The sequence below is a fragment of the Olsenella uli genome (assembly GCF_016900775.1).
Lineage (GTDB): Bacteria > Actinomycetota > Coriobacteriia > Coriobacteriales > Atopobiaceae > Thermophilibacter > Thermophilibacter uli_A.
In genome coordinates, this window is the sequence record NZ_JACJKN010000011.1 from 35,335 (window position 1) to 57,225 (window position 21,891).

Genomic DNA, 21,891 nt, shown 5'->3' on the forward strand with positions numbered 1-21,891 from the left:
GTGCTTTTACAGGGCGGCCTCAAGCTCGGCGATGGTCATGAGCGCGGAGCCGTAGCACCTCTCGCAGTGCTCGAGGGCGCCCTCCTGCGTGCCGCAGAGGAAGGTCATCGTGGCGTCGGTCACGACGACGGAGGCGTAGCCGAGGAAATAGGCGTCGGCCAGCGTGTGCAGCACGCAGATGTTGGTGTCCGCGCCCACGGCGATGACGGTCGTGATGTCCAGCTCGCGCAGGGTGAGGTCGAGGTCGGTCTGGAAGAAGCCGGAGTAGCGGCGCTTGGGGACGGTGATGTCGCCCGGGGCCTGTTCGATCTCCGGGAAGACGCGCACCTCGCCGGCGATGCCGTGCTCGCCCCAGAGCTCGAGCTCGCGGTCCAGCCCGCGAATGTGGGCGTCGTTGCAAAAGATCACCGGCATCCCGGCGGCGTGGCAGGCCGCCACGCAGCGCGCGACGGCCGCGCGGTAGGCGGCGGTGGCGGCGTCCGGGTCGTAGAGCGAGTCTGCGCCCACGGCCTCGATGGCGTCGATGACGAGCAGGGCTGTCGCGTTCTTGTTGATGTCCATGGGCTCCCTCTCTTCGCGCGGTGGTAGCCTGAGGATAGCTGATTGGAGGCGCTATGGAACGGTCGTTCTTCGAGCGCGCGTGGGACGTGGTGAGGCAGGTCCCCGCCGGGCGCGTGGCAAGCTACGGGCAGGTGGCCCGCCTCATGGGCGCGCCGCGCTGCGCGCGGCAGGTGGGCTACGCCATGCACGGCAGCCCCGGCATGGCGGGTGGCGTGCCGTGCCACCGCGTGGTCTTCTCGGACGGATCGCTCGCGCCGGGCTTTGCCTTTGGGGGCCCTGACGAGCAGCGCCGCATGCTCGAGGCCGAGGGCGTGCGCTTTCGGGCGGACGGGCGCGTGGACATGGCGCGCTCGCAGTGGGAGGCGTGACGGACGGGGCCGCCTCGTTTGGCGCGCGGCCCGGCTCCGCGTGACGGATGCCAAATTCTCCGCAAAGTGCACCGACTTTCGCCTCATATCTCATGGCCGACCGATTGAGGGGCGCTAAAACCGCAGGTCATACTAGTTCGATATTGCATATCATGCCAATGACGGTGCGGAAGCGGTGCACTTCGTGGCAAAAATGGCAGGCCCCCTCAATGGGACATCGCTACAGGACGGGAGGGCTCTCGAGCAGCATGTGCCAGGCCTCCCATCGCTCGGCGTCGTAGGCGTCCGTCCTGCCGTCGCGTCTCGCCGGCCGCTGGCCCAGGGCAATCCTCACCTGCTCCATGGAGCTGCGCCACCGCGGGAACGACTTGCGCTGCAGCTCGGTAAACGTGAAATGGGTGATCTTGCGCGCGCCATTGATCTGGTTGCCGCGCTCGACGTCACTCTGTCGCTTGGCCTCCCCTCCGTGGGTCAGCCTGGGATCGTAGTCTATGCCCACGATGCGCCTGACGCCCGCGGGGTCCCGCGCGAGGATCGTCACGTCCGGGAATCGGGTGGTGTAGTGCCGCTCGCCGTTTGGGCCCACGCGGTCGAGCACGCGGATCCCCCTGTTGAGGGAGACGTCCTTGCACGCGTATCCGCCCAGCCGGTATGGGAGCAGGGCAAGCTCGGCGATTCCGCCCTCGGGCGGCGAGAGCGCCCCGTCGCGGACGAACGCCAGCGCGCGCTCCGCCGCCCTGACGCCGCGAAGCCCCTTGGCGCGGCGAAGGAAGGCCGCGATGGCCCCCACCGAGGTCAGCGGCTCATCGAAATCCGCCCTGTCCGCCAGCCCCGAGTCCTCGAACTCGTCGAGCCGATACCCCGAGCAGAGCGCCATGCCCGCATAGGCGGCAACGCGGACGTCCTCGACCGCCGCAATCTGCACGAAGGTGAGCTCAGGCGAGGTCACCATGAGGTCGTAGCCGCGTATGCCCGCGGGGATGACGGAGCCCCTCGGCAGCTCGCCCGAGCAGAGGTGGCACCTCAGCCCCTCGCGGCCCCTGCGAAGCCCCCGCTCGGCGACGAGGACGTCGATGGCGCGGCCGGCGCCATCGTCGAGGGGAAGCCTCAGCGCCAGGTAGTCGAGCGCCTCGCGCACCTCCTCCGCGCGCGGCGCGCCCGACAGGAGGGGCCGCGACCCCTCCGAGTCCGATCCGTCGTGACGTGACGCGAAGTTCCTGAGCAGCCAGCGAAGGGCCGTCCAATGTGAGATGCAGAGCGCCATAGTCCCTCCCTTCCGCGACGTCTCTGGGAGAAGAGCCTCGCAGATGGCGCTCCCGCGCGGCTTTCGATTGGCTCCCGGCGGCCTGCCGCCCGGCCGACCCGGGCGCGCGAGGCACGTGGCGAGGCGCACTGCGCCTCGGTGAAGCCCCAGATGGCGGCTACCGCTTGGGAGCGGGCTGCGCCCGCTCGAGGCCCCGCGGGAAACGCGCGGCCATCGCGCGGTTTGACTGTGGGGCCCAAAAGACCGCGAATCCTCCACAGCCGGCGGCGCATCTTCGGGGAGGGCGCGCGAGCCTGGTCGAGCCGTCGGGTTTGGGGTATAAGGCATCTGGCAACCCAAGGAGGAATCATGCTCTATACGATCATCTGCAGCTCCAAGACCGGCAACACCGCCAAGCTCGCGCAGCGCGCCCGTGAGGCGCTGGACGCGCGGGGCGGGCGCGACGCCGGATCGGCGGAGGGCGCCGACCTCGTGCTGCTGGGCTCATGGACCGACAAGGGCGGGCTTGACCCGGCGCTCGGGGACGTCCTGCCGCAGCTCGCCGGCAAGCGGGTCTTCCTCTTCGGCACCTGCGGCTTCGGCGGCGACCCGGCCTACTACGACAGGGTGCTCGACAACTTCGCCGCCGCGCTGCCCGCCGACGCGCGAGTCGTGGGGCGCTTCATGTGCCAGGGCCAGATGCCGCCCGCCGTCCGCGCGCGCTACGAGGGGATGGCCGAGCGGGACCCCGCGCGCTTCCTCCCCATGATCGAGAACTTCGACCGCGCCCTCGGCCACCCGAGCGCGGACGACCTCGACGCCTTCGAGGCTGCCCTGCGCGGGGCCCTCGCCCGGGACGAGGGGGCGAGCCCGGATGGCGCCCGTGCGTAGCGCCCTCGAGCGCCGCGCGCCCTTCGCCGACGTCTCCGTGGTGGGGCTGCCGCGCGCCCTCATGTACTATCGGCTCGGCGCCAAGTGGCGGGCCTTCTTCGAGGCGCTCGGGCGCAAGGTCCGCGTGAGCGCGCCCTCGGACCGCGCCGTCTTCGAGCGCGGGCAGGCGCTCTCCGTGGACGAGTGCTGCCTCGCCTCCAAGCTCTACCTCGGCCACGTGGACGCGCTCGCGGACGAGGCGGACGCCGTCTTCGTCCCGTCCTTCGCCATCCCCGGGCCGCTTCGCTCCTACTGCACGAAGTTCCAGGCCCTGCCCGACCTCGTGACCAGCGCCTTCTCGCTCGCGGAACGTCCGGTCCGGGTGCTCTCGGCGCTGCTCTCCGAGGGCGGCGCCGAGCGCGACGAGCGCGGGTCCTACGCGGCGCTCGCCCAGTCGATGGGCGCCTCGCGCCGGGACGGCGAGCGCGCCTGGCGCGCGGCCTGCGCGGCCCAGCGCGAGCGCGACGCCTCCCTCGCCCGGGCCCAGGCCGAGCTCGTCGCCGGCGCGAGGCGCCTGCCCGCGGCCGAGCGGCCGCTGCTCATCCTGCTCTCCGCCCACCCCTACGTGGCGCACGACCCCTTCGTCGCCGGGCCCGTCGTGGACGCCCTGCGCGCCAACGGCGCCACGGTGCTCTTCGCCGACGAGTTCGACCACGCGCGCGGCCTGCGCCGCTCGCGCGACTTCTCGCCGTCGCTGCCGTGGATCGTCAACCGCGAGCTCGTGGGCGCCATCTTGGAGCTGCACGAGCGCGTCGACGGCGTCGTGCTCGTGAGCGCGTTCCCGTGCGGGCCCGACTCCATGACCGACGACGCCATCGCCCTCTGCGTGAAGGGCCGCCCGCTGCTCACGCTCACCGTCGACGCGCAGAGCGGCACGGCGGGCGTCGAGACGCGCGTCGAGAGCTTCGTCGACATCCTGTCCTACCAGCGCAAGGGAGGCTACCTCCATGAGTGATCGCACCGAGGCCGACGGGCCGCGCGCCCGGGTGAGCGTCCTTTCCGGCGCGTCGAGGGCCACGACGGCCCTGAGGCGGCGCTCGCGGGGCTCCCGGCACTCGAGGAAGCGCGTCGCCTTCATGCACTACGGCTACTACGACGTGGCCTTCCAGTACTTCGTCGAGCACGTGCTCGACGCGGACTACGTGCGCATGCCCGCGCCCACGCGCCGCACGCTCGAGATCGGGACCGAGCACAGCAACGACTACGTCTGCGCGCCCTTCAAGCACATCCTCGGCGACTACGTCGAGGCCCTCGAGGCCGGCGCCAACGTGCTCGTGCAGTTCACGGGGTACTGCCGGCTCACCTACTACGGCGAGCTGCAGGAGATGGTCCTGCGCGACATGGGCTATGACGACTTCGAGATGCTCAACTTCTCCTTCGTGGCGGGGAGGTCCTTCAAGGACTACGTCACGTACTGCAAGCGGGTGGTGAACCCCCGGCTCTCCGTGCCGGCGGGCGTGGCCAACATGCTCGTGCTCTTCCGCATGGTCGAGGACCTCGACGCCTACAACGACTACTACCTCGCCAACGCCGGCTTCGAGCGCGAGCCGGGCTCCTTCGAGCGCGCCCGGGAGGCCTTCTTCGACGACATGCGCTGCTGCGCGACCATGTCCGACGTCAACCACGCCTTCCGCCGCGGCATGGGGGCCCTGCGCGCGCTGCCCACCGACAAGCCGGAGCGCCCGGTGCGCGTGGGGCTCACCGGCGAGTTCTTCACCGTGATGGACCCGCCGAGCAACCTCGAGCTCGAGCGCAAGCTCCTCTCGCTCCACGTCGAGCTGGCCCGCGCTATCACCATCACCAACCGCTTCCTGCGCTACAACGAGCCCAACGTCCGCCGCTCCATCGCCGACTACGCGGCCTACGACATGGGCCCCACCTCGAGCCTCACCATCGCCGCGGCCAAGCGCTACATGGAGGAGGGGTTCGACGGCGTGGTCCACGCCAAGTCGGCGGGCTGCACGCCCGAGATCGACTGCATGCCCGTGCTGCAGCGGCTCTCGCGCGACCACCACGTGCCCGTGCTCTTCCTGAGCTACGACACCCAGACGAGCGACACCGGCCTCGACACGCGCCTCGAGGCCTTCTACGACATGCTTGCGATGAGAAAGGCAAAGACGATATGACGAGAAGAACGGCGTTTCTCGGCGTCGACACCGGGTCGATCTCCACGAAGGGCGTCGTCATAGACGAGCGCGGGGCCATCCTCGCGCGCTCCTACCTCTGGACGGAGGGCGCCCCCACCGACGCCGCGCGCCGCGTGGTGGACGAGCTCGCCGCGCAGCTCGACCGCGGGGCCTACGAGGTCCGCGCCGTGGGCACCACCGGGTCGGCGCGCCGCCTCGTGGGCGCCATGCTCGGGGCCCAGGTGGTCAAGAACGAGATAACGGCGCACGCCGTGGGCACCACCTTCCTGCACCCCGACGTCCGCACGATCCTGGAGATCGGCGGCCAGGACTCCAAGATCATCTGCGTCGAGAACGGCGTGGCCGTGGACTATGCCATGAACACGCTCTGCGCGGCCGGCACGGGCTCGTTCCTCTCGTCGCAGGCGCACCGGCTGGGCGTTGCCGTGGAGGAGTTCGGCGACATCGCGGCCACCTCGGAGCACCCCGCCAACATCGCCGCGCGCTGCACGGTCTTCGCGGAGAGCGACCTCGTCCACAAGCTCCAGGTGGGCTACGAGAAGCGCGACGTCATCGCCGGGCTCTGCCGCGCGGTGGCTACCAACTACCTCAACAACGTGGCGAAGGGCAAGAGGGTGGTCGCGCCCGTGGTGTTCCAGGGCGGCGTCTCCAAGAACTCCGGCGTGGTGCGCGCCTTCGAGGACGAGCTCGGCATGGACGTGCTCGTGGACGCCGACGGGCACCTCATGGGCGCCTTCGGGGCGGCCCTGCTCGCGGCCGACGCCCCCGCCTCCGCGCGCTGCCCCTTCGCCTGGGACGTCGACGACTTCGAGTTCCGCACGCGCGAGGTCGTCTGCGGGCGGTGCGCCAACCACTGCGAGGTCGTCTGCGTCTACCGCGACGACGACCTGATTGACTCCTGGGGCAACCGCTGCGAGCGCGGCGCCGTCCGCCCCAAACTCGCCTAAAAGGGGACAGGCCCCTTTTAGGCGAGTCCCCTACTCTATCCCCAGGCGCTCAGAGAGCTCGAGCCACTCGTCCTCGAGGGCCTCGCGCTCGGCGAGGCACGCGTCGAGCGCCTCCTGCGCGGCCATGAGGGCGGCGTAGTCGCTCGCGTCCACGGTGGCCATCTCCGCGCGGAGGCGCTCCGGGTCGCCTGCCGTCTTCTCGAGCTTGCGGCTCACCGCGTCGAAGCGCTTCTTGAGCTCGCGGCGCTCCTGGTTGGTGAGACCGCCCGTGGCGGGGCGAGAAGGACCCTCCGCCCCCGGCTCGTCCGCGGGGGAGGAGGCCGCCCCGCCGCCCTTCTCGCCCAGCAGGCGCAGGTACTCGTCCACGCCTCCGGGGACGTGGCGCACGTGGCCGTCTATGAGGGCGAACTGGTCGTCGGTCACGCGCTCCATCAGGTAGCGGTCGTGGCTCACCACCAGGAGCGTCCCGGGCCAGCTGTCGAGTAGGTCCTCCATCACGGCGAGCATGTCCGTGTCCAGGTCGTTGCCGGGCTCGTCGAGTACGAGCACGTTGGGCTCCTCCAGGATGACGCACAGAAGCGCCAGACGCCGACGCTGCCCGCCGGAGAGGTCCTTGATGAAGTTCTGCAGCTCGCGCTGCTCGAAGCCCAGCCGCTCGATGAGCTGCGTGGGGCTCTGCATCTTGCCGCCCACGAGGTAGCTCCGCTTGTAGCGGCCGAGCAGCTCGAGCACCCGCCAGTCGTCCTTCTCGCCGAGCGCGTCCAGGTGCTGGCTCATGAAGCCAAAGCGCACCGAGGCCCCGATCTTCACGGTGCCGGACGTAGGCGCAAGCGCGCCCGTCATGAGCGCGAGCAGCGTGGACTTCCCCGCCCCGTTGGCGCCGAGGATGCCGTAGCGGTCGCCGGGGCCGATGAGCCAGTCCACGTCTCTGATCACGGCGGGTCCGCCCGGGTAGGCAAAGCTCACGCCGGACATCTCGATGACCTGCTTGCCCAGGCGGGAGACGGCAAGGCGCCTGAGCTCGAGCGGGTTTCTGAGCGGCGGGTCGTTGGCGATGAGGGCGCGCGCCGCCTCCACGCGGAAGCGCGGCTTGCTCGTGCGCGCCTTGGCGCCGTGCGCGAGCCAGTTGAGCTCCTTGCGCAGCGTGTTCTGGCGGCGCTCCTCCATGACGGCGGCCTGGCGGTCGCGCTCCACGCGCTGCTGGATGTAGGCTGAGTAGCCGCCCTCGAAGGGCTCGATGCGGCGGTCGTGGACCTCCCACATGTGCTCGCAGACCTCGTCCAGGAACCAGCGGTCGTGCGTGACCACGAGGAGCGCGCCCTCCCCCGCCGGCCAGCGGCGGCGCAGATGCTCCGCCAGCCACTCGATGGCGGCGAGGTCGAGGTGGTTGGTGGGTTCGTCCATGCAGATGACGTCCCAGGTGTGGCAGAGCACGCGGGCCAGGTCCACGCGGCGGCGCTGCCCGCCGGAGAGCTCGCCCACGGGGGCGTCAAGGGAGAGGTCGCCCACGAGCTCGTCCAGGATCTGGCGGATGCGGGCGTCCGAGGCCCAGGTGTACTCCGGCACGTCGCCGAAGATCGCGCGGCGCACGGGGTCCGCGTCCGCGAGCCGGTCGGCCTGGCCGAGGTAGCCCACGGAGATGCTGCGGCGCCACGTGACCGTTCCGACGTCCGGCTCGAGCACGCGGGCCACGATCTCCAGCAGCGTGGACTTGCCGTCCCCGTTGCGGCCGACGATCCCGATGCGCTCGCCCTCGTTGATGCCTATGGCCTGGTCCTCCAGCACGCGCTTGCCGGGCCACTCGTGGCCCACGTGCTCGAGTCCGATGAGGATTCCCATGCCGGGTTCCTTCCTGTCGCGGTTCCGGACCATTATAGGGGCCGCCCGCCCCTCTTGCCCCTCGTGGCGCGCCATCCCGCTGTACGATTTGAGGATTTATCGCATGGAATGCCCCGTGGCAACGGGTGTCCGGACGCGGTAAACAGCCTTCGGACACCCGTTGCCCCGTCGATCTCATGTGATAAAAACGTCAATCGACCGCCCTGCGGCGCGCGGGACGAGAAGAGCGCCCGCCCGTCACTCCCCCGCCGCGAGCCCGCGCAGCAGCGCGATTTCCTGAGCCCAGCCGGCAAGGCCCGGCTGCGGGGTCTCGAGGACCATGGGCAGCCCCGCGAGCCGCGGGTTGGTGACCACAGCGCGGAAGGTCTCGAGGCCGAGCGTGCCCGCGCCAATCCTCTCGTGGCGGTCCTTGTGGGAGCCGAGCGGGTTCTTGGAGTCGTTGAGGTGGAGGGCCCGCAGGCGAGAGAGGCCGATCACGCGGTCGAACTCGTCGAGCACGCCGTCGAGGTCGCGCGCGATGTCGTAGCCGGCGTCGGCCACGTGGCAGGTGTCCAGGCACACGCCGAGAAGCTCGTCGTGCTCCACGCCGTCGATGATGCGGGCCAGTTCCTCGAAGGAGCGGCCGACCTCGGTCCCCTTGCCCGCCATGGTCTCCAGCAGGACCGTGGTGCGCTGCCCGGGCACAAGCACCTCGTTCAGGCCCTCGCAGATGAGGCGGACCCCCTCCTCGGCGCCCTGCTTGACGTGGCTCCCGGGGTGGAAGTTGTAGAGGTGGCCGGGCAGGCGCTCCATGCGCGCCAGGTCCTCGCGCATCGCGCGGCGGGCGAACTCCACGGTCTCGGGCTTCGCGGAGCAGAGGTTGTACGTGTAGGGCGCGTGGGCCACGAGCGGGCCGATCGCGTGCTCGTCCAGCGTGGCGAGAAACGCGGCGAGGTCGGCGTCGTCAAGCTCGCGCGCGTTGCCGCCGCGCGGGTTGCGCGTGAAGAACGCGAACGTGGTGGCGCCGATGGAGACGGCGTCTTCCGCCATGGCCGCGTAGCCGTTGGCCGTCGAGAGATGGCAGCCTACAACCAGATTCCTCACGCCTGGCTCCCGTCTGCGAATTGGGGACTGTCCCCAATTCGCATATGCAAATTGGGGACAGTCCCCAACTTGTCGAGGATGGCGTCGGCGACGGCGGGGAGGGGCAGGGTCTCGAGCTGCTCCACGCCGGTGGCGGAGACGAGCGCCACGCGGTTGGTGTCCGCGCCGAAGGTGGACTCGGGGCGGCTCACGTCGTTGGCCACGATGAGGTCGGCCCCCTTGCGGCGGAGCTTCTCGGTCGCGTGGGCGATGAGGTCGTCCGTCTCGGCGGCAAACCCCACCACCACGCGCGACCCCTTCTCGGCGCAGAGCTCCGCCAGGATGTCCGCCGTCTCCGCGAGCGGGATCGCGTTCAGGTGCTCGCGGGACTTCTTGAGCTTGTGGTCGGCCGGCGCGGCGGGCGCGTAGTCGGCCACGGCGGCGCTGCAGATCGCGGCGTCGGCGTCCGCGAAGGCCGCGAGCATGGCGTCGCGCATCTGCGCCGCGCTCTCTACGTTAATGCGCCGCACGCCGGCGGGGGTGGCGAGCGTCACGGGCCCGGCCACGAGGGTGACCTCGGCCCCGCGCCGCGCCGCGGCCGCGGAGATGGCGAAGCCCATCTTGCCCGTGGAGCGGTTGGCGATGTAGCGCACGGGGTCGATGGCCTCGTGCGTGGGGCCGGCGTTCACGAGCAGCCGGATGCCGGCGAGGTCGCGCGGCGCGAGCAGCGCGAGCGCCACGGCCACGATCTCGTCCACGGCCGCGAGCTTGCCCTCGCCCACGTCGCCGCAGGCGAGCCGGCCGCTGTCGGGGCCCACGAAGCTCACGCCGCGCGCGCGGAGCGTGGCGGCGTTCGCCTGCGTGGCCGGGCTCTGCCACATGTGGACGTTCATGCCCGGCGCCACGAGCACGGGGCAGCACCCCCAGCACGCGAGCAGCGTCGTGGTGAGGCAGTCGTCGGCGATCCCGCAGGCCATCTTCGCCATGACGTTCGCCGTTGCGGGCACCACGACGGCGGCGTCCGCCCACTCGGCGAGCTCGATGTGCGGGATGGCGGAGCCCGGGTGCCCGTAGAGCGAGGTCGCCACGGGCGCGCCGGAGAGCGCCTCGAAGGTGGCGGCGCCCACGAAGCGCGCGGCGTCCTCGGTCATGGTCACGCGGACCTCGCAGCCCGCCTTCTGGAGGCCGCGCAGCACCTCGCACGCCTTGTAGGCGGCTATCCCCCCGCAGACGGCGAGAAGGACGCGCGGCCCACGGCCCTCGCGCGCGGCGGCGCCCTCCCCGCTCACTCCTGCCCCTCCTCGGAGGTGATGAGCATGCGGTGGCAGTACGGGCACTCCGTGATCTCGTCCCCGTGGGAGAGGTCGTGGAACTGGCTCGGCTGGAGCTTCACGCGGCAGACCGAGGGGACGTTGCCGTTGAGGCGCTCGACGGCGAGGCCCCTGAAGCGCTTCCTGGCGGCCTCGTAGGTGGCGAGGTGCCCGGCCGTGAGCGCGCCCGCCGCGGCCTCGCGCTCACGCGAGAGCGAGACGATCTCGGCCCTGATGCTCTTGGAGCCCTCGTCGAGCGAGGCCTGCGTGGCCGCGCGCTCAGACTCGATGCGCTCCTCGGTGCGCCGGGCGTTTCGCTCCGCGCGCTCGAGCCGCTCGAGCCGCTCCCGGGCGGGCCCGAGTGCGTACTCGCACTTCTCGATCCGCTTGGCGAGCGAGGTGAGCTGGCGCTCGTAGTCGCGCAGCTCCCGGTGCGTGAGGGCGCCGGAGTCCGCCTGGGCCTGGACCTCGGCGGACTTCTCGCGGTAGTGCGCGAGCTCGGCCTCGGTCTCCTCGATCTCTATCTGCGCGTCCTTGCGCTGCCCGACGATGCCCGTGAGCTCGGCCGCGACCTTCTTGCGCGCGAGCTCGATGGTCCTGAGGCGGGTCTGCTGGGGCATCTTGGCCAGGCTCGAGGCGAGCTTGAGGAGCCTGAGGTCGAGGTCCTGGAGGGAGAGGAGTGCTGCTGCTTCGGTCATCGGTTCCCCTTGCTATCTGCGCCCGCGACGTCGGTCGCCGGCATGGTCACGTACGATGTCGAGAAGTGCCTCGCCGAGGCGGTCGAGGTCATGGTCGCCCACGCGCTCGTCGAAGGAGACGCGCAGCGACCCGAGGGCGCTCTCGCGCGCCACCCCCATGGCGAGAAGGACGTGGCTCGCGTCGAGCGAGCCGGAGGAGCAGGCCGAGGCGGCGGAGACCTCGAAGCCGGCCTGGTCGAGCTCGAGGACGAGCGTCTCGGAGTCGAGCCCGGGCACCATGACGCTCACGATGCCGGGGAGGCGCGACGTCCCGTCGTAGGGCACGGCCGCCGTCTCGAGGACGCCCGTCCCGGGGGCGCAGAGCTGCCGCGCGAGCCGCTCGGCGCGGCGGGAGACGGCCTCGACGGTCCGGGGCAGCGCCCCGCAGGCCGCGCGGGCCGCCGCGGCGAAGGCGAGGGCGCCGCGCACGTCCTGGGTGCCCGCGCGCAGGCCGCGCTCCTGGCCGCCGCCGAAGGTGAGCGGACGGAGCGGCGCGCGGCCGCGGACGAGCAGCGCGCCCACGCCGACGGGGCCGCCGAGCTTGTGCGCGGCGACGCTCGCGGCGTCGACGTCGGCGAGGCCGAGCGGCAGGTGCCCGAAGGCCTGGACGGCGTCCGTGTGGAAGAGGGCGCCGGCGGCGTGCGCGGCGCGGGCGAGCTCGCCCACGGGCTGGCAGACGCCGGTCTCGTTGTTGGCCGCCATGACAGAGACGAGGGCGCAGGTCTTGTCGACGAGGCCCTCGAGCGCCGCGGGCCGCACCACGCCGTCGCGCCCGGGGCGCGCGAGGCGCACCTCGAAGCCGCGCTCGCGCAGGACGGGCGCGAGGTCGAGGACCGAGTCGTGCTCGATCGCCGAGAGGACCACGCTCCTGCGCCGCGACGCCCGCGCGCGGGCGCCCTCGGCGAGGCCGAGGACGGCGAGGTTGTTCGACTCGGTGCCGCCCGAGGTGAGGATGACGTCGGAGGGGCGGAAGCGCCCGCCCGCGCACCGGGCGAGGTCTGCCCGGGCGCCGTCGAGGGCGCGGGCCGCGGCGCGCCCGAGCGTGTGGAGCGAGTTGGGGTTGGCCCCGGCGATCTCGCTCGCCTCGTAGGCGCGCTCGGCGGCGAGCGACTCCTCGCGCGCGGGCGCGGAGGCGGCGTAGTCCAGGTAGGTGGGTCGCGTCACGGGGCTCAGGCCCTTCTCGACGTGCCGCTCGTGCCGGACGCGCGGATCGCGGCGATGGCGGCGGAGCGGTCCGCGGTGCCGAAGACGGAGCTGCCCGCCACGAGCACGCTGGCGCCCGCGGCCGCGACCTCGGCCGCGTTTCTCGCCGTGATGCCGCCGTCGACCTCGATGGCGGGGCTCACGCCCTGCTCGTCGCACATGCGGCGCAGGCGGCGGAGCTTGCGCAGGGACGACTCGATGAAGCGCTGGCCGCCGAAGCCGGGGTTCACGGTCATGACGAGCACCATGTCGAGCTCGCAGAGGATGGGCTCGAGCAGGCACACGGGCGTCGCCGGGTTGATGGCAATCGACGCCTTGGCGCCGCGGTCCTTGATGAGCGAGACGAGCCGGTGGGCGTGGGAGGTCGCCTCGTAGTGGAAGGAGACGACGTCGGCCCCCGCGTCGAGGTACCTCTCGACCATCTCGTCGGGGTTGGAGATCATGAGGTGGACGTCGACGGGGAGCTCCGTGGCGGACTTCACGGTGCGCAGCAGGTCGATGCCGAAGGAGAGGTTGGGGACGAAGTGCCCGTCCATGACGTCGTAGTGCAGGAGGTCGGCCGAGGAGACGTCGGCGAGTTCGTCGGCGAGGCGGCGGAAGTCGGCGGAGAGGACCGAGGGGGCCACCCTGATCTCATCGTTCATCATGCGTTCTCCTTGTCTTGCGTTGCGATTCCGTAGAACTCCTCGGTGGGGCGGCGGCCGAGGAGGGCGTCGGTCGCGGTGAGCACGTCGACCTCCCCGCGGAGCACGGCGTGGACCGCCTCGGTGATGGGCACCTCGACCCCGTGCGCGCGGGCGAGCGCAAGGACGCTCTCGGCCGCCCGGGCGCCCTCGACGACCATGCGCGTGCGCGCCTCGTAGGACTCGAGCGTCTCGCCGCCGGCGAGCGCCTCGCCGAAGGTGCGGTTGCGCGAGTGGCGCGAGGTGCAGGTGGCCACGAGGTCCCCCATGCCGGCGAGCCCCATCGGCGTCAGGGGGTCGGCTCCGAGCGCGGCGGCCACCCGGCCGATCTCCGCGAGGCCGCGCGTCATGATGACGGCGAGCGCGTTGTCGCCCGCGCCGAAGCCGGCCGCCGCGCCGCAGGCGATGGCGACGACGTTCTTGATGGCGCCGCAGATCTCCACGCCCGTGACGTCGCCCGAGACGTAGACCCTGAAGCTCTGGCTGACCACGAGGCCCTGGAGGCGCCGGGCGACCTCGGGGGTCTCGGAGGCGAGCACGGCGGCGGAGAGCTTGCCGAGGCAGACCTCCTCGGCGTGGTTGGGCCCGGAGAGGACGGCGATGCGCCCCCGGTGGCCCAGCTCGTCGGCGACCACGTCGAGCATGAGCTCGTTGGTGCCGATCTCCACGCCCTTCGTGAGCACGAGCAGCGGGACGTCGTCCGCCACGAGCCCAGCGAGCGAGGCACAGGTCCCCCTCAGGTAGGAGGAGGGCACGGCGAGGACGACGACCTCGGCGCCCGCGAGCGCGGACGCGCGGTCGGGCGTGGCGCGGACGTTTCCCGGGAGCTCGTAGTCCGCGAGGTGGCGCGGGTTGCGGCGCGTGGCGCAGATCGCCTCGGCCACGGCGGCGTCACGGCACCAGAGCGTCACCTCGTCCGCGCGCGGGGCGAGCAGCCCGGCCATCGCGGTCCCCCACGAGCCCGAGCCCACGACGGCCACGCGTCCGGCGCGGCTGCTCATCGCGCCTCACCGTCGCCCTTCTCGGCCCCCTCGTCCTTCTCGCCCGACTTGTGGAACGAGAAGCGGCGCTCCTCGCCGTGGATGAGCCGGCGGGCGTTCTCGCGGTGCGACCAGATGACGACGACGGCCGCCACGACGATCGGCGCGATGGAGACGGGCGGGAAGCCCAGCACGGCGCACCACGCCGGAAGCGACGCGGCCGCGGCGAGCGAGCCGAGCGAGACGTAGCGCGTGGGCACGGCGAGAAGGACGAAGACGAGCAGCGCCCCCAGCCCCACCGGCCAGAAGAGCCCGAGCGCCGCGCCGAAGCCCACGGCGATGCCCTTGCCCCCGTGGAAGCCGAGGTAGGGCGAGAAGACGTGCCCGAGGATGCAGGCGAGGAACACGACCGACATCGCGGTGCCGAAGAGCGTGGTGTGGTCGAGCGAGGCGACGTCTCCCCCTAGCGCGAGCGCCGCGACGGCCCAGCGGGAGACGAGCATCCAGACGAGGCCCTTCAGGACGTCGCAGGCGAGGGTCGCCGCCGCGGCGGCCTTGCCCACCGAGCGGGCGACGTTGGTGGTGCCGATGTTGCCCGACCCGACGGTGCGCACGTCGACGTGGCCCATCGCGAGCGCGATCACGAGCCCGAAGGGGATGCCGCACACGAGGTAGGCGCCGACGGAGAAGACCGCCGTCCAGAGGGCGAGCTCCCCCATCAGCGCTCACCCCCCTCGGACTTGCGGCGGAACCGCAGGCGGACGGGCGTGCCCACGAGGTCGAAGCGGGCGCGCAGGCGGTTCTCGAGGAAGCGCTCGAAGTTGTCGTCCACGAGGTCCGGCGCGTTGCACCAGAAGGAGATCACGGGCGGCTTGGAGCCGGTCTGCGTGGCGTACTGGATCTTGAGGCGCCGACCGCGCTCCGAGCGGGTGTGGCCGCCCTCGCGGATCTCGGCGAGAAGGTCGTTGAGCTCGGCGGTCCTGAGCTGGGCGGCATGGGCCGCGGCAGCACGGACGGCGAGCTCGAGGACCTTGTCGGTGGCGCGCCCGGTGAGCGCGGAGACGTTCACCGTGGGGATCCACGGCGCGAAGGCGAGGCGCTTGTCGATGGAGGAGACGATGTCGTTTCTCTGCTGCTCGGTCTCCACGAGGTCCCACTTGTTGAGCACGAGCACGAGGCCGCAGCCGCGGTCGATCGCCATGCCGGCGACCTTCTGGTCCTGCTCGGTGACGCCGATCGTGGCGTCCACGACGAGCAGGCACACGTCGGCGCGGTCGATGGCCTGCAGGCCCCGCACGAGGCTGTAGTACTCGACGTCCTCGTGGACCTGCGTCTTCTTGCGCATGCCGGCGGTGTCGACGAGCTTGATGGGCTGGCCCTTCCACTCGATCACGGTGTCGATGGCGTCGCGCGTGGTGCCCGCCACGTCCGAGACGATCGAGCGCTTCTTGTTGGCGAGGCGGTTGGCGAGGCTCGACTTGCCCACGTTGGGGCGCCCGACGATGGCCAGGGACAGCATGTCGTCGGCGGCCTCGTCCTCGGTCGGCTCCGGGAAGGTGGCGACGATGTCGTCGAGCAGGTCGCCCGTGCCGTGGCCGTGGCCCGCCGAGAGCGGGCGCGGCTCGCCCACGCCGAGGGCGTAGAAGTCCCAGAGGCCGTCCTGCTCGGTGGCGGGGTCGTCCTTCTTGTTGACGACGAGGAACACGGGCTTGTCCTGACGGCGCAGGACGCGGGCGACCTCCTCGTCCTCGTCGGTCACGCCGGTGGTGCCGTCCACCACGAAGACGATGACGTCGGCCTCCTCGCAGGCCATGAGCGCCTGCTCGCGGATGCGCGGGGCGAAGACGTCCTTGGACTTGGCGGACTCGATGCCGCCGGTGTCGATGAGGGTGAAGTCGCGACCGTTCCAGTCGGCGTCGTGGTACGAGCGGTCGCGCGTGACCCCGCGCGACTCGTGGACGATGGCGTCGCGGCTCACCGCAATGCGGTTGACGAGCGTGGACTTGCCGACGTTGGGGCGGCCGACCACGGCGACTACGGGCTTTGGCATCTGGTCTCCTTGCTATTCCATTGGTGCCGCAAGTCTACCACGAGCGGTCGGTTTTGGCCCGTGAGCGCGCAAAACCCCCACGGGTGGGCGGGCCGTCTCCCCCTGCGCCCGCGGCGGCCCCGGACCCCGGGGCCGCGCCCGACCCCCCGCGCAAACCCGGCGCGATTGGGTGGCATCCTTGATGCGGCGTGCCGCGGGGCATCAAGGATGCCACCCAATCCCACGGAAGGCGTGGCGAGAGGGACGTGTGGAGGCCGCGCGGGGGGGCGGCTACGAGGCGTCCCCCCCGCGCGGGCATCAAGGATGCCACCCAGTCGCCCGCGGGTCGTGGCGGCGGGGGCGCCCGGCGCGACGAGGCAGGGGCGAAACGCCCAGTAGCGGGCCGTTCGTGGCACGACGCGCCGCGCCGCCCTCGCCCTCGGCGGCCCCGGGCCTGCTCGTGGCCTACTCGAGGAGCTCCGCCGCCAGGGCGTCGAGGATGTCCGCCGGGCTCGGCACGCACACGCAGACGCGCGCCCCGCGCCCCCGCAGCTCCTCGACGATGCGCTCCTGCGTGTCCCCGTCCAGGGTGAGCCGGTCGAAGTTGAACATCACCTCGGGCAGCACGACGATGGTGCCCGCGAGGTCGGCCGGCAGCTGGGCGAGCAGGTCCTGCGCCACGATGAGCCCGGTCACGTTGACGTCGCCGCCGAAGTAGTCGTTTCGGACCGCGAAGGTGCGCGCGCGGCCTCCCGCCGAGAGCGCCCGGCAGAGGGCCTCGATCGTCTCGGCCGCGGCCTCGCCGCAGACGAGCGAGGCCCGCAGGTCCTTCTCGCCCAGCGCCTCGCCGACGCGCCGCAGGTCGCCCGCGCGCTCGCGGCGGAGGAGCGCCGTCTCGTCGAGGAAGCTCCGGAGCATGCCGATGCCGTCGTAGAACTGCGGGTAGCCGTCGTAGGTCTCGGCCGCGGGGACGGGCAGGCGCGCGTCCACGTAGAACTCGTCGGAGAGCTGGAAGCGCGTGATGCCGAGCGTCTCGCGCGCCCGCTCCTGGTAGGGCTCGATGAGGCGCACGACCGCGCGCGAGGCCTCGACGTCGTCGGAGTAGGAGCGCTTGAAGCGCCGGCTGTGCTTGGTGTAGCCGAGCGGCACCACGGCGAGCGAGGTGATGCCCGGGCGCGCCTCCACCCAGTCGAGCGTGGCGGCGAGCTCGGCCCCGTCGTTGATGCCCGGGCAGAGCACGATCTGGGCGTGGACCTCGATGCCGCCCGCGAGCAGCCGCTCGAGGACCTCGATGCCGCGCTCGGCCCGCCGGCCGATGAGCGAGCGGCGCACCTCGGGCGTGATTGCGTGGATGGAGACGTTCATCGGCGAGAGGCCGCACCGGACGATGCGCTCGGCCTCCTCGTCCGTGACGTTGGTGAGCGTCACGAAGTTGCCCTGCAGGAAGGAGAGGCGATAGTCGTCGTCGCGCAGGGTGAGCGAGGCGCGCGCCTCGGGCGGCAGCATCGCCATGAAGCAGAACTGGCAGGCGTTCACGCAGGTGCGGATTCCGTCGAAGAGGACGTCGGTGAAGTCGATCCCCCAGTCCTGGCCGGGCTCGCGCCAGAGCTCGCAGGGCGTGGTGGTGCCGTCGCGCGGGTCAAAGACCTCGAGCGCGCAGCAGGCGCCGTCGGCCTCCCAGCGCCAGTCGATGAGGTCACGCGGCGCGACGCCGTTCACGGTGGCGATTCGCATGCCGGGCTCGATCCCCGCCTCCCAGGCGGGGCTCCCCTCCTCGACCGACGCCACCCAGGCGCCGAGCGCCCGGTCCCTCGTCGAGGCGTAGTCCGCGCGCTTCTGCTCGGCCATGGCGTGCTCCCTTCTGCGTCGCGGCGCCCCGCCGCCATCCCAGGGCCCGCGAACCTCCGTACCGTATGGGCGAGAAGAACGAGGCGCCGTCGCGCCGTCGCGGCTGGCGGTTCGCGGCCAGCCGCGCACGGGGTTTCGGCGGGGCCGCGCGGCGAGGGGCCCTATGCCCCCACGAGCTCGGAGATGCGCGCGCGGACGGCCTCGATCTGGCTTGCCGGGGTGCTCGCGCCGGCGGTGATGCCGATGAGCCCCGCCCCCTCGAACCACTCCGGGCGAAGCTCGTCGTCCCCCTCGACGTGGTGGGTGCGCGGGCAGCGCGCGGCGGAGATCTCGGCGAGGCGGGTGGTGTTGGCGGAGTTGCGCCCGCCGATGACCACCATCACGTCGGCCTCGCGGGCGAGGGCGTCGGCGGCCGCCTGGTGGCCGGAGGTGGCCTCGCAGATGGTGTTGATCACCCGCACCTCCTCCGCGACGCCGAGAAGCGCCGTCGTCACCTCGGCGAGAAGGACCCGGCGGGCCGTGGTCTGCACGACGACCCCCACCTTGCGGGCGTGCGGGAGGGCGGCCGCCTCCTCGGCCGAGCCCACCACGACGGCCCCCGGGGCGTGCGGCAGCGTGGCCTCGACCTCGGGGTGGCCCGCCTCCCCCACCACGACGACCTGATAGCCCTCGCGCGAGAGGCGCTCGGCCGCCTGGTGCACCTTCTTCACGAAGGGGCACGTGGCGTCGAGCACGCGCGCGCAGAGCCTGCGGGCGCGCTCCTCCTCCTCGGGGACGGTGCCGTGCGTCCGCAGCAGCAGGGTGCCGCCGGCGGCCTCCTCGGGCGAGCCCACCGCGTCCACGCCCCTCTCGGCAAGCCCCGCCACCACGCGCGGGTTGTGGATGAGCGGCCCCAGGGTGCGCACGGCTCCCGCGCGCTCGTCGGCGGCCGCCTCGACCATCTGGAGCGCGCGCTCGACGCCGTAGCAGGCGCCCGCCTCGGAGGCGACGCGTATCTCGGCCACGGTCACTCCACCCCCGGGTGCTCGGCGCGCAGCTCGTCGCGCAGCTCGTAGACGCGCCCCATGCCGACGCGCTCCATCTCGGCCAGCTGCTCCTTGCGCGAGCCGGGCGGGAGCTCGGACCACTCGACGGGCTCCCCGACCCGCATGTAGACCGGGCGGCGGAAGCGCAGGCGGCGCGCGCCTATGATCGCCACCGGCTGGACCGGGGCGTGGGCGAGCTGCGCCATGATCGCGTAGCCGCCGTGGGCCTGCTGGTCGGCGTCGTCGCGGACGCGCGTCCCCTCGGGGTAGATGAGCACGCACTCCCCGCGGGAGAGCATCGCCTTGGCGCGGCGCACCACCTTCATGTCGGCGGTGCCGCGCGCCACGGGAAAGCCGCCGGCGCGCGAGAAGAGCCAGGTGGCGGGCAAGATCTTGTCGAACTCGCTCTTGTAGACGATCCGCACCGGGACGTGGGCGAGCCACATGGTCACGACGACGGCCACTGGGTCGAGCATGGACTCGTGGTTCATGATGACCACCCGGCCGCGCGCGTCGTTCAGGAGGAGCTCCGCGCGCTCGATGCGCCAGGGCCACAGGAACTTGGTGACGAGCCACAGGATGCGCACCACGGCGCCGATGAGAAGCCGCCCGGGCAGGGGGTGGTCGGCGAGGGCGTGGTCGTAGTAGTCGTCGAAGGTGTTGCCGGCGAAGGCGCGCATGTGCCCTCCCCTCTGGCTGCGCGCGTTCTTCTCGCTCATGAGCGCCTCCCCTGCTCGCGCGCCGCAAGCTCGGGCGAGAGCGCGATCACGGCCGAGACGACCTCGTCGAAGCCGAGCTCGGAGGAGTCGATGTGCCGCGCGTCGGCGGCCGGGCGCAGCGGCGAGGCCTCGCGGCTGGAGTCGTACGCGTCGCGGCGCACGAGGTCGGCGAGGATCGCGCGCTCGTCGGCCTCGTCCACGGCAACGACGTCGCCCGTGGCGAGGTTGCCGCCCCCGCGCTGGACGGCGCGCCGGCGGGCGCGCGCCTCGGGCGAGGCGCTGAGGAAGACCTTGACGTCGGCGGCCGGGAACACGACCGTCCCGACGTCGCGCCCCTCGGCCACGACGTCGCCGCTCGCGCCGAAGGCGCGCTGGAGGGCGACCATGGCCTCGCGAACGCGCGGGTTGGCCGAGACCGGCGAGACGGCGAGCTCGACCTCGGGCGTGCGGATCTGGCGGGTCACGTCACGCCCGTCCACGAGGACGCGCTGGGCGTCCCCGTCGGGCCGAAACTCGATCGCGACGTCGTGGGCCACGGCCGCCACGGCGTCGGCGTCCTCCGGGTCTATGCCCGCCTCGAGGCACGCGAGGGCGACCGAGCGGTACATCGCGCCCGTGTCGAGGTACGTGAGGCCGCAGCGACGCGCGACCTCGCGCGCGACCGATGACTTGCCCGAGCCCGAGGGCCCGTCGATGGCGACGATCATTGGCTCCCCAATCTCCGTGCTCCCCCTCCGGCGCCGGGCCGGGGGGGTCGCTGTGTCGGCCGCTCGCGCAGCGCGCGGGACTCCGCCTCGCTGAGCTCGCGCCACGCGCCCTCGCGCAGGTCCCCGAGCGCGAGCGGCCCGAAGGCGTCGCGGTGCAGGGCGAGGACGCGGTGGCCGATCGCGAGCAGCATCTTCTTGACCTGGTGCTTGCGCCCCTCGTGGATGGTGATGCCCACGACGGCGTTGGGCTCGCCCCCGCCGGTCCGCCCCGCCCCGCGCGGCGCGACGACCGAGAAGAGCGGGTCCGAGGGCGCGACGAGCTCGGCGCCGGCCGGCGCCGCGGGCCCGTCCTCGAGCATGATACCGCGTCTCAGGCGCTCGAGGTCGCGCTCGGAGGGCGTGCCCGAGACGAGCGCGACGTAGTGCTTCTCCACGTGGCGCGAGGGGTGCAGCAGCGCCTGGCCGAGGTCGCCGTCCGTGGTGAAGAGGAGAAGCCCCGTCGTGTCGAGGTCGAGCCGGCCCACCGGGAAGAGGCCCGGGTGCTCGCGGGCGGGCACGAGGGCAGCGACGGTGGGCCGGCCCTGCGGGTCGCTCATCGTGGTCACGTAGCCCGCGGGCTTGTTGAGCACGATGTCGACCGGGCGCGCCTCGAGCCGGCAGGGCGCGCCGTCGACGGTCACGACGTCGCGCTCCGGGTCGACCTTGCTGCCGAGCTCGGTCACCACCTCGCCGTTCACGCGCACGCGGCCGGCCGTCATGAGGCGCTCGGAGCCGCGCCTGCTCGCGACGCCGGCGCGCGCGAGGAAGCGCTGGAGGCGCATGGGGTAGACGCCGCTCTCGCGCGGGGGCTCACCCATCGATGCCCTCCCCGTCGTCCGTGCCGTCCTCCAGCAGCTCCGCCTCCTCCTCGAGGTCGGCCTCGGCCTCCTCGAGGGTGGAGCCGATCGAGCGCCCCGAGAGCCGCTCGCGGATGAAGCGGCGCGCCTCCTCGTCCGGGGCGAAGTCCTCGAGCGGCGGCAGGTCGCGCAGGCTCCTCAGGCCGAAGTGCTCGAGGAAGAGGCGCGTCGTGCCCCAGAGCTGCGCCTGGCCGCGCTCGCGGTCGCGGCCGACCTCGCGCACGAGGCCCTTCTCCTTGAGCGAGCCGATGACGCCGTCCGAGTTGACGCCGCGGATGGCGCGGACGCCCTCGCGGGTGACCGGCTGGTGGTAGGCGATGACGGCGAGGGTCTCGAGCGCCGCCTGGGAGAGCCGGCGCGTGTCCCAGGAGAGCACGTAGTCGGCCACCTCGTCGTGGTAGGCGGGGTGCGTGAAGAGCCGCCAGCCGCCCGCGGCCTCGCGGAGCTGGAAGCCCCGGTTGGCGTCGGCGTACTCGGCCGCGAGCTCGGCCAGGGCGGAGGCCACCTCCCCCGGCTCGGCGCCCGCCGCGCGGGCGAGCTCGGTCGCGGGGACCGAGTCGTCCGAGACGAGCAGCAGGGCCTCGAGGAGGCCCTTGAGAGATCCTGACTCGACGCGCTCGAGATCGCTCATGAGCGCCCCCTTCCGCGAGGTCGCCT

At 72.4% G+C, this 21,891-nt stretch carries 22 protein-coding genes; 5 read left to right on the forward strand and 17 right to left on the reverse strand.

Features of this window, described 5'->3' with window-relative positions; all coding sequences use genetic code 11:
* Positions 1-6: 6 nt before the first annotated feature.
* Positions 7-561, reverse strand: coding sequence for a cysteine hydrolase family protein (locus H6A23_RS07630; RefSeq protein WP_204831599.1), 555 nt, complete (start codon positions 559-561; stop codon positions 7-9).
* A gap of 53 nt (positions 562-614) precedes the next feature.
* Here H6A23_RS07630 and H6A23_RS07635 point away from each other — a divergent pair, with 53 nt between their 5' ends.
* The gene (locus tag H6A23_RS07635) at positions 615-929 is read left to right on the forward strand and encodes an MGMT family protein (protein ID WP_204831600.1); all 315 of its coding nucleotides are present in this window, start codon (positions 615-617) and stop codon (positions 927-929) included.
* 220 nt (positions 930-1,149) lie between these two features.
* Here H6A23_RS07635 and H6A23_RS07640 read toward each other — a convergent pair whose 3' ends face one another.
* On the reverse strand, positions 1,150-2,193 hold the full coding sequence (locus H6A23_RS07640; RefSeq protein ID WP_204831601.1) for a hypothetical protein: 1,044 nt from the start codon (positions 2,191-2,193) through the stop codon (positions 1,150-1,152).
* A 348-nt stretch (positions 2,194-2,541) separates the two neighbouring features.
* On the opposite strand from H6A23_RS07640, the gene bilS reads away from it, so the two are divergent.
* From bilS to H6A23_RS07660, 4 genes are read left to right on the forward strand one after another with little or no spacing between them, the layout of a single operon-like run.
* Positions 2,542-3,063 carry a flavodoxin family protein BilS gene (gene bilS / locus H6A23_RS07645; protein ID WP_204831602.1) on the forward strand — a complete coding sequence of 174 codons (522 nt, stop codon included), beginning with the start codon at positions 2,542-2,544 and terminating at the stop codon, positions 3,061-3,063.
* A complete protein-coding gene (locus tag H6A23_RS07650; protein WP_204831603.1) occupies positions 3,047-4,057 on the forward strand; it encodes an acyl-CoA dehydratase activase-related protein in 1,011 nt (336 codons plus the stop codon). Before bilS ends, H6A23_RS07650 begins: the two co-directional genes overlap by 17 nt.
* Positions 4,050-5,228: a 2-hydroxyacyl-CoA dehydratase gene (locus H6A23_RS07655; protein ID WP_204831604.1), complete on the forward strand. Its 1,179-nt coding sequence runs from the start codon at positions 4,050-4,052 to the stop codon at positions 5,226-5,228. The genes H6A23_RS07650 and H6A23_RS07655 overlap by 8 nt, the downstream gene beginning before the upstream one ends.
* The gene (locus tag H6A23_RS07660) at positions 5,225-6,196 is read left to right on the forward strand and encodes an acyl-CoA dehydratase activase (protein ID WP_204831605.1); all 972 of its coding nucleotides are present in this window, start codon (positions 5,225-5,227) and stop codon (positions 6,194-6,196) included. Before H6A23_RS07655 ends, H6A23_RS07660 begins: the two co-directional genes overlap by 4 nt.
* A gap of 30 nt (positions 6,197-6,226) precedes the next feature.
* Here the strand turns inward: H6A23_RS07660 and H6A23_RS07665 are convergent, their stop codons facing one another.
* From H6A23_RS07665 to scpB, 15 genes are all read right to left on the reverse strand, one after another.
* Entirely contained in the window at positions 6,227-8,035 is a 1,809-nt protein-coding gene (locus H6A23_RS07665) for an ABC-F family ATP-binding cassette domain-containing protein (RefSeq protein WP_204831606.1), read from the reverse strand.
* Between the two features lie 237 nt (positions 8,036-8,272).
* Entirely contained in the window at positions 8,273-9,118 is an 846-nt protein-coding gene (locus tag H6A23_RS07670) for a deoxyribonuclease IV (RefSeq protein ID WP_353653035.1), read from the reverse strand.
* Entirely contained in the window at positions 9,115-10,386 is a 1,272-nt protein-coding gene (gene coaBC, locus H6A23_RS07675) for a bifunctional phosphopantothenoylcysteine decarboxylase/phosphopantothenate--cysteine ligase CoaBC (protein WP_204831607.1), read from the reverse strand. Before coaBC ends, H6A23_RS07670 begins: the two co-directional genes overlap by 4 nt.
* Complete coding sequence (locus H6A23_RS07680) at positions 10,383-11,105, reverse strand: zinc ribbon domain-containing protein (protein ID WP_204831608.1); 723 nt, start codon at positions 11,103-11,105, stop codon at positions 10,383-10,385. Before H6A23_RS07680 ends, coaBC begins: the two co-directional genes overlap by 4 nt.
* A gap of 12 nt (positions 11,106-11,117) precedes the next feature.
* The gene (locus H6A23_RS07685; protein ID WP_204831609.1) at positions 11,118-12,308 is read right to left on the reverse strand and encodes a cysteine desulfurase family protein; all 1,191 of its coding nucleotides are present in this window, start codon (positions 12,306-12,308) and stop codon (positions 11,118-11,120) included.
* 5 nt (positions 12,309-12,313) lie between these two features.
* The gene (rpe, locus tag H6A23_RS07690; RefSeq protein WP_435793491.1) at positions 12,314-12,994 is read right to left on the reverse strand and encodes a ribulose-phosphate 3-epimerase; all 681 of its coding nucleotides are present in this window, start codon (positions 12,992-12,994) and stop codon (positions 12,314-12,316) included.
* Entirely contained in the window at positions 12,991-14,031 is a 1,041-nt protein-coding gene (locus tag H6A23_RS07695) for an NAD(P)H-dependent glycerol-3-phosphate dehydrogenase (RefSeq protein WP_204831610.1), read from the reverse strand. Before H6A23_RS07695 ends, rpe begins: the two co-directional genes overlap by 4 nt.
* A complete protein-coding gene (locus tag H6A23_RS07700) occupies positions 14,028-14,729 on the reverse strand; it encodes a glycerol-3-phosphate acyltransferase (RefSeq protein ID WP_204831611.1) in 702 nt (233 codons plus the stop codon). Before H6A23_RS07700 ends, H6A23_RS07695 begins: the two co-directional genes overlap by 4 nt.
* On the reverse strand, positions 14,729-16,060 hold the full coding sequence (der, locus tag H6A23_RS07705; RefSeq protein WP_204831612.1) for a ribosome biogenesis GTPase Der: 1,332 nt from the start codon (positions 16,058-16,060) through the stop codon (positions 14,729-14,731). Before der ends, H6A23_RS07700 begins: the two co-directional genes overlap by 1 nt.
* Before the next feature lie 444 nt (positions 16,061-16,504).
* Positions 16,505-17,887, reverse strand: a complete 1,383-nt coding sequence (locus H6A23_RS07710; RefSeq protein WP_204831613.1) for a DUF512 domain-containing protein — start codon at positions 17,885-17,887, stop codon at positions 16,505-16,507.
* Between the two features lie 161 nt (positions 17,888-18,048).
* Positions 18,049-18,891: a 4-hydroxy-3-methylbut-2-enyl diphosphate reductase gene (gene ispH / locus H6A23_RS07715; RefSeq protein WP_204831614.1), complete on the reverse strand. Its 843-nt coding sequence runs from the start codon at positions 18,889-18,891 to the stop codon at positions 18,049-18,051.
* A 2-nt stretch (positions 18,892-18,893) separates the two neighbouring features.
* Positions 18,894-19,631, reverse strand: a complete 738-nt coding sequence (locus tag H6A23_RS07720) for a lysophospholipid acyltransferase family protein (protein WP_204831615.1) — start codon at positions 19,629-19,631, stop codon at positions 18,894-18,896.
* The gene (gene cmk, locus H6A23_RS07725; protein ID WP_204831616.1) at positions 19,628-20,338 is read right to left on the reverse strand and encodes a (d)CMP kinase; all 711 of its coding nucleotides are present in this window, start codon (positions 20,336-20,338) and stop codon (positions 19,628-19,630) included. The genes H6A23_RS07720 and cmk overlap by 4 nt, the downstream gene beginning before the upstream one ends.
* Positions 20,335-21,195 carry a pseudouridine synthase gene (locus H6A23_RS07730; RefSeq protein WP_286165895.1) on the reverse strand — a complete coding sequence of 287 codons (861 nt, stop codon included), beginning with the start codon at positions 21,193-21,195 and terminating at the stop codon, positions 20,335-20,337. The genes cmk and H6A23_RS07730 overlap by 4 nt, the downstream gene beginning before the upstream one ends.
* On the reverse strand, positions 21,188-21,865 hold the full coding sequence (gene scpB / locus H6A23_RS07735; RefSeq protein ID WP_204831617.1) for an SMC-Scp complex subunit ScpB: 678 nt from the start codon (positions 21,863-21,865) through the stop codon (positions 21,188-21,190). The genes H6A23_RS07730 and scpB overlap by 8 nt, the downstream gene beginning before the upstream one ends.
* Positions 21,866-21,891: the final 26 nt, after the last annotated feature.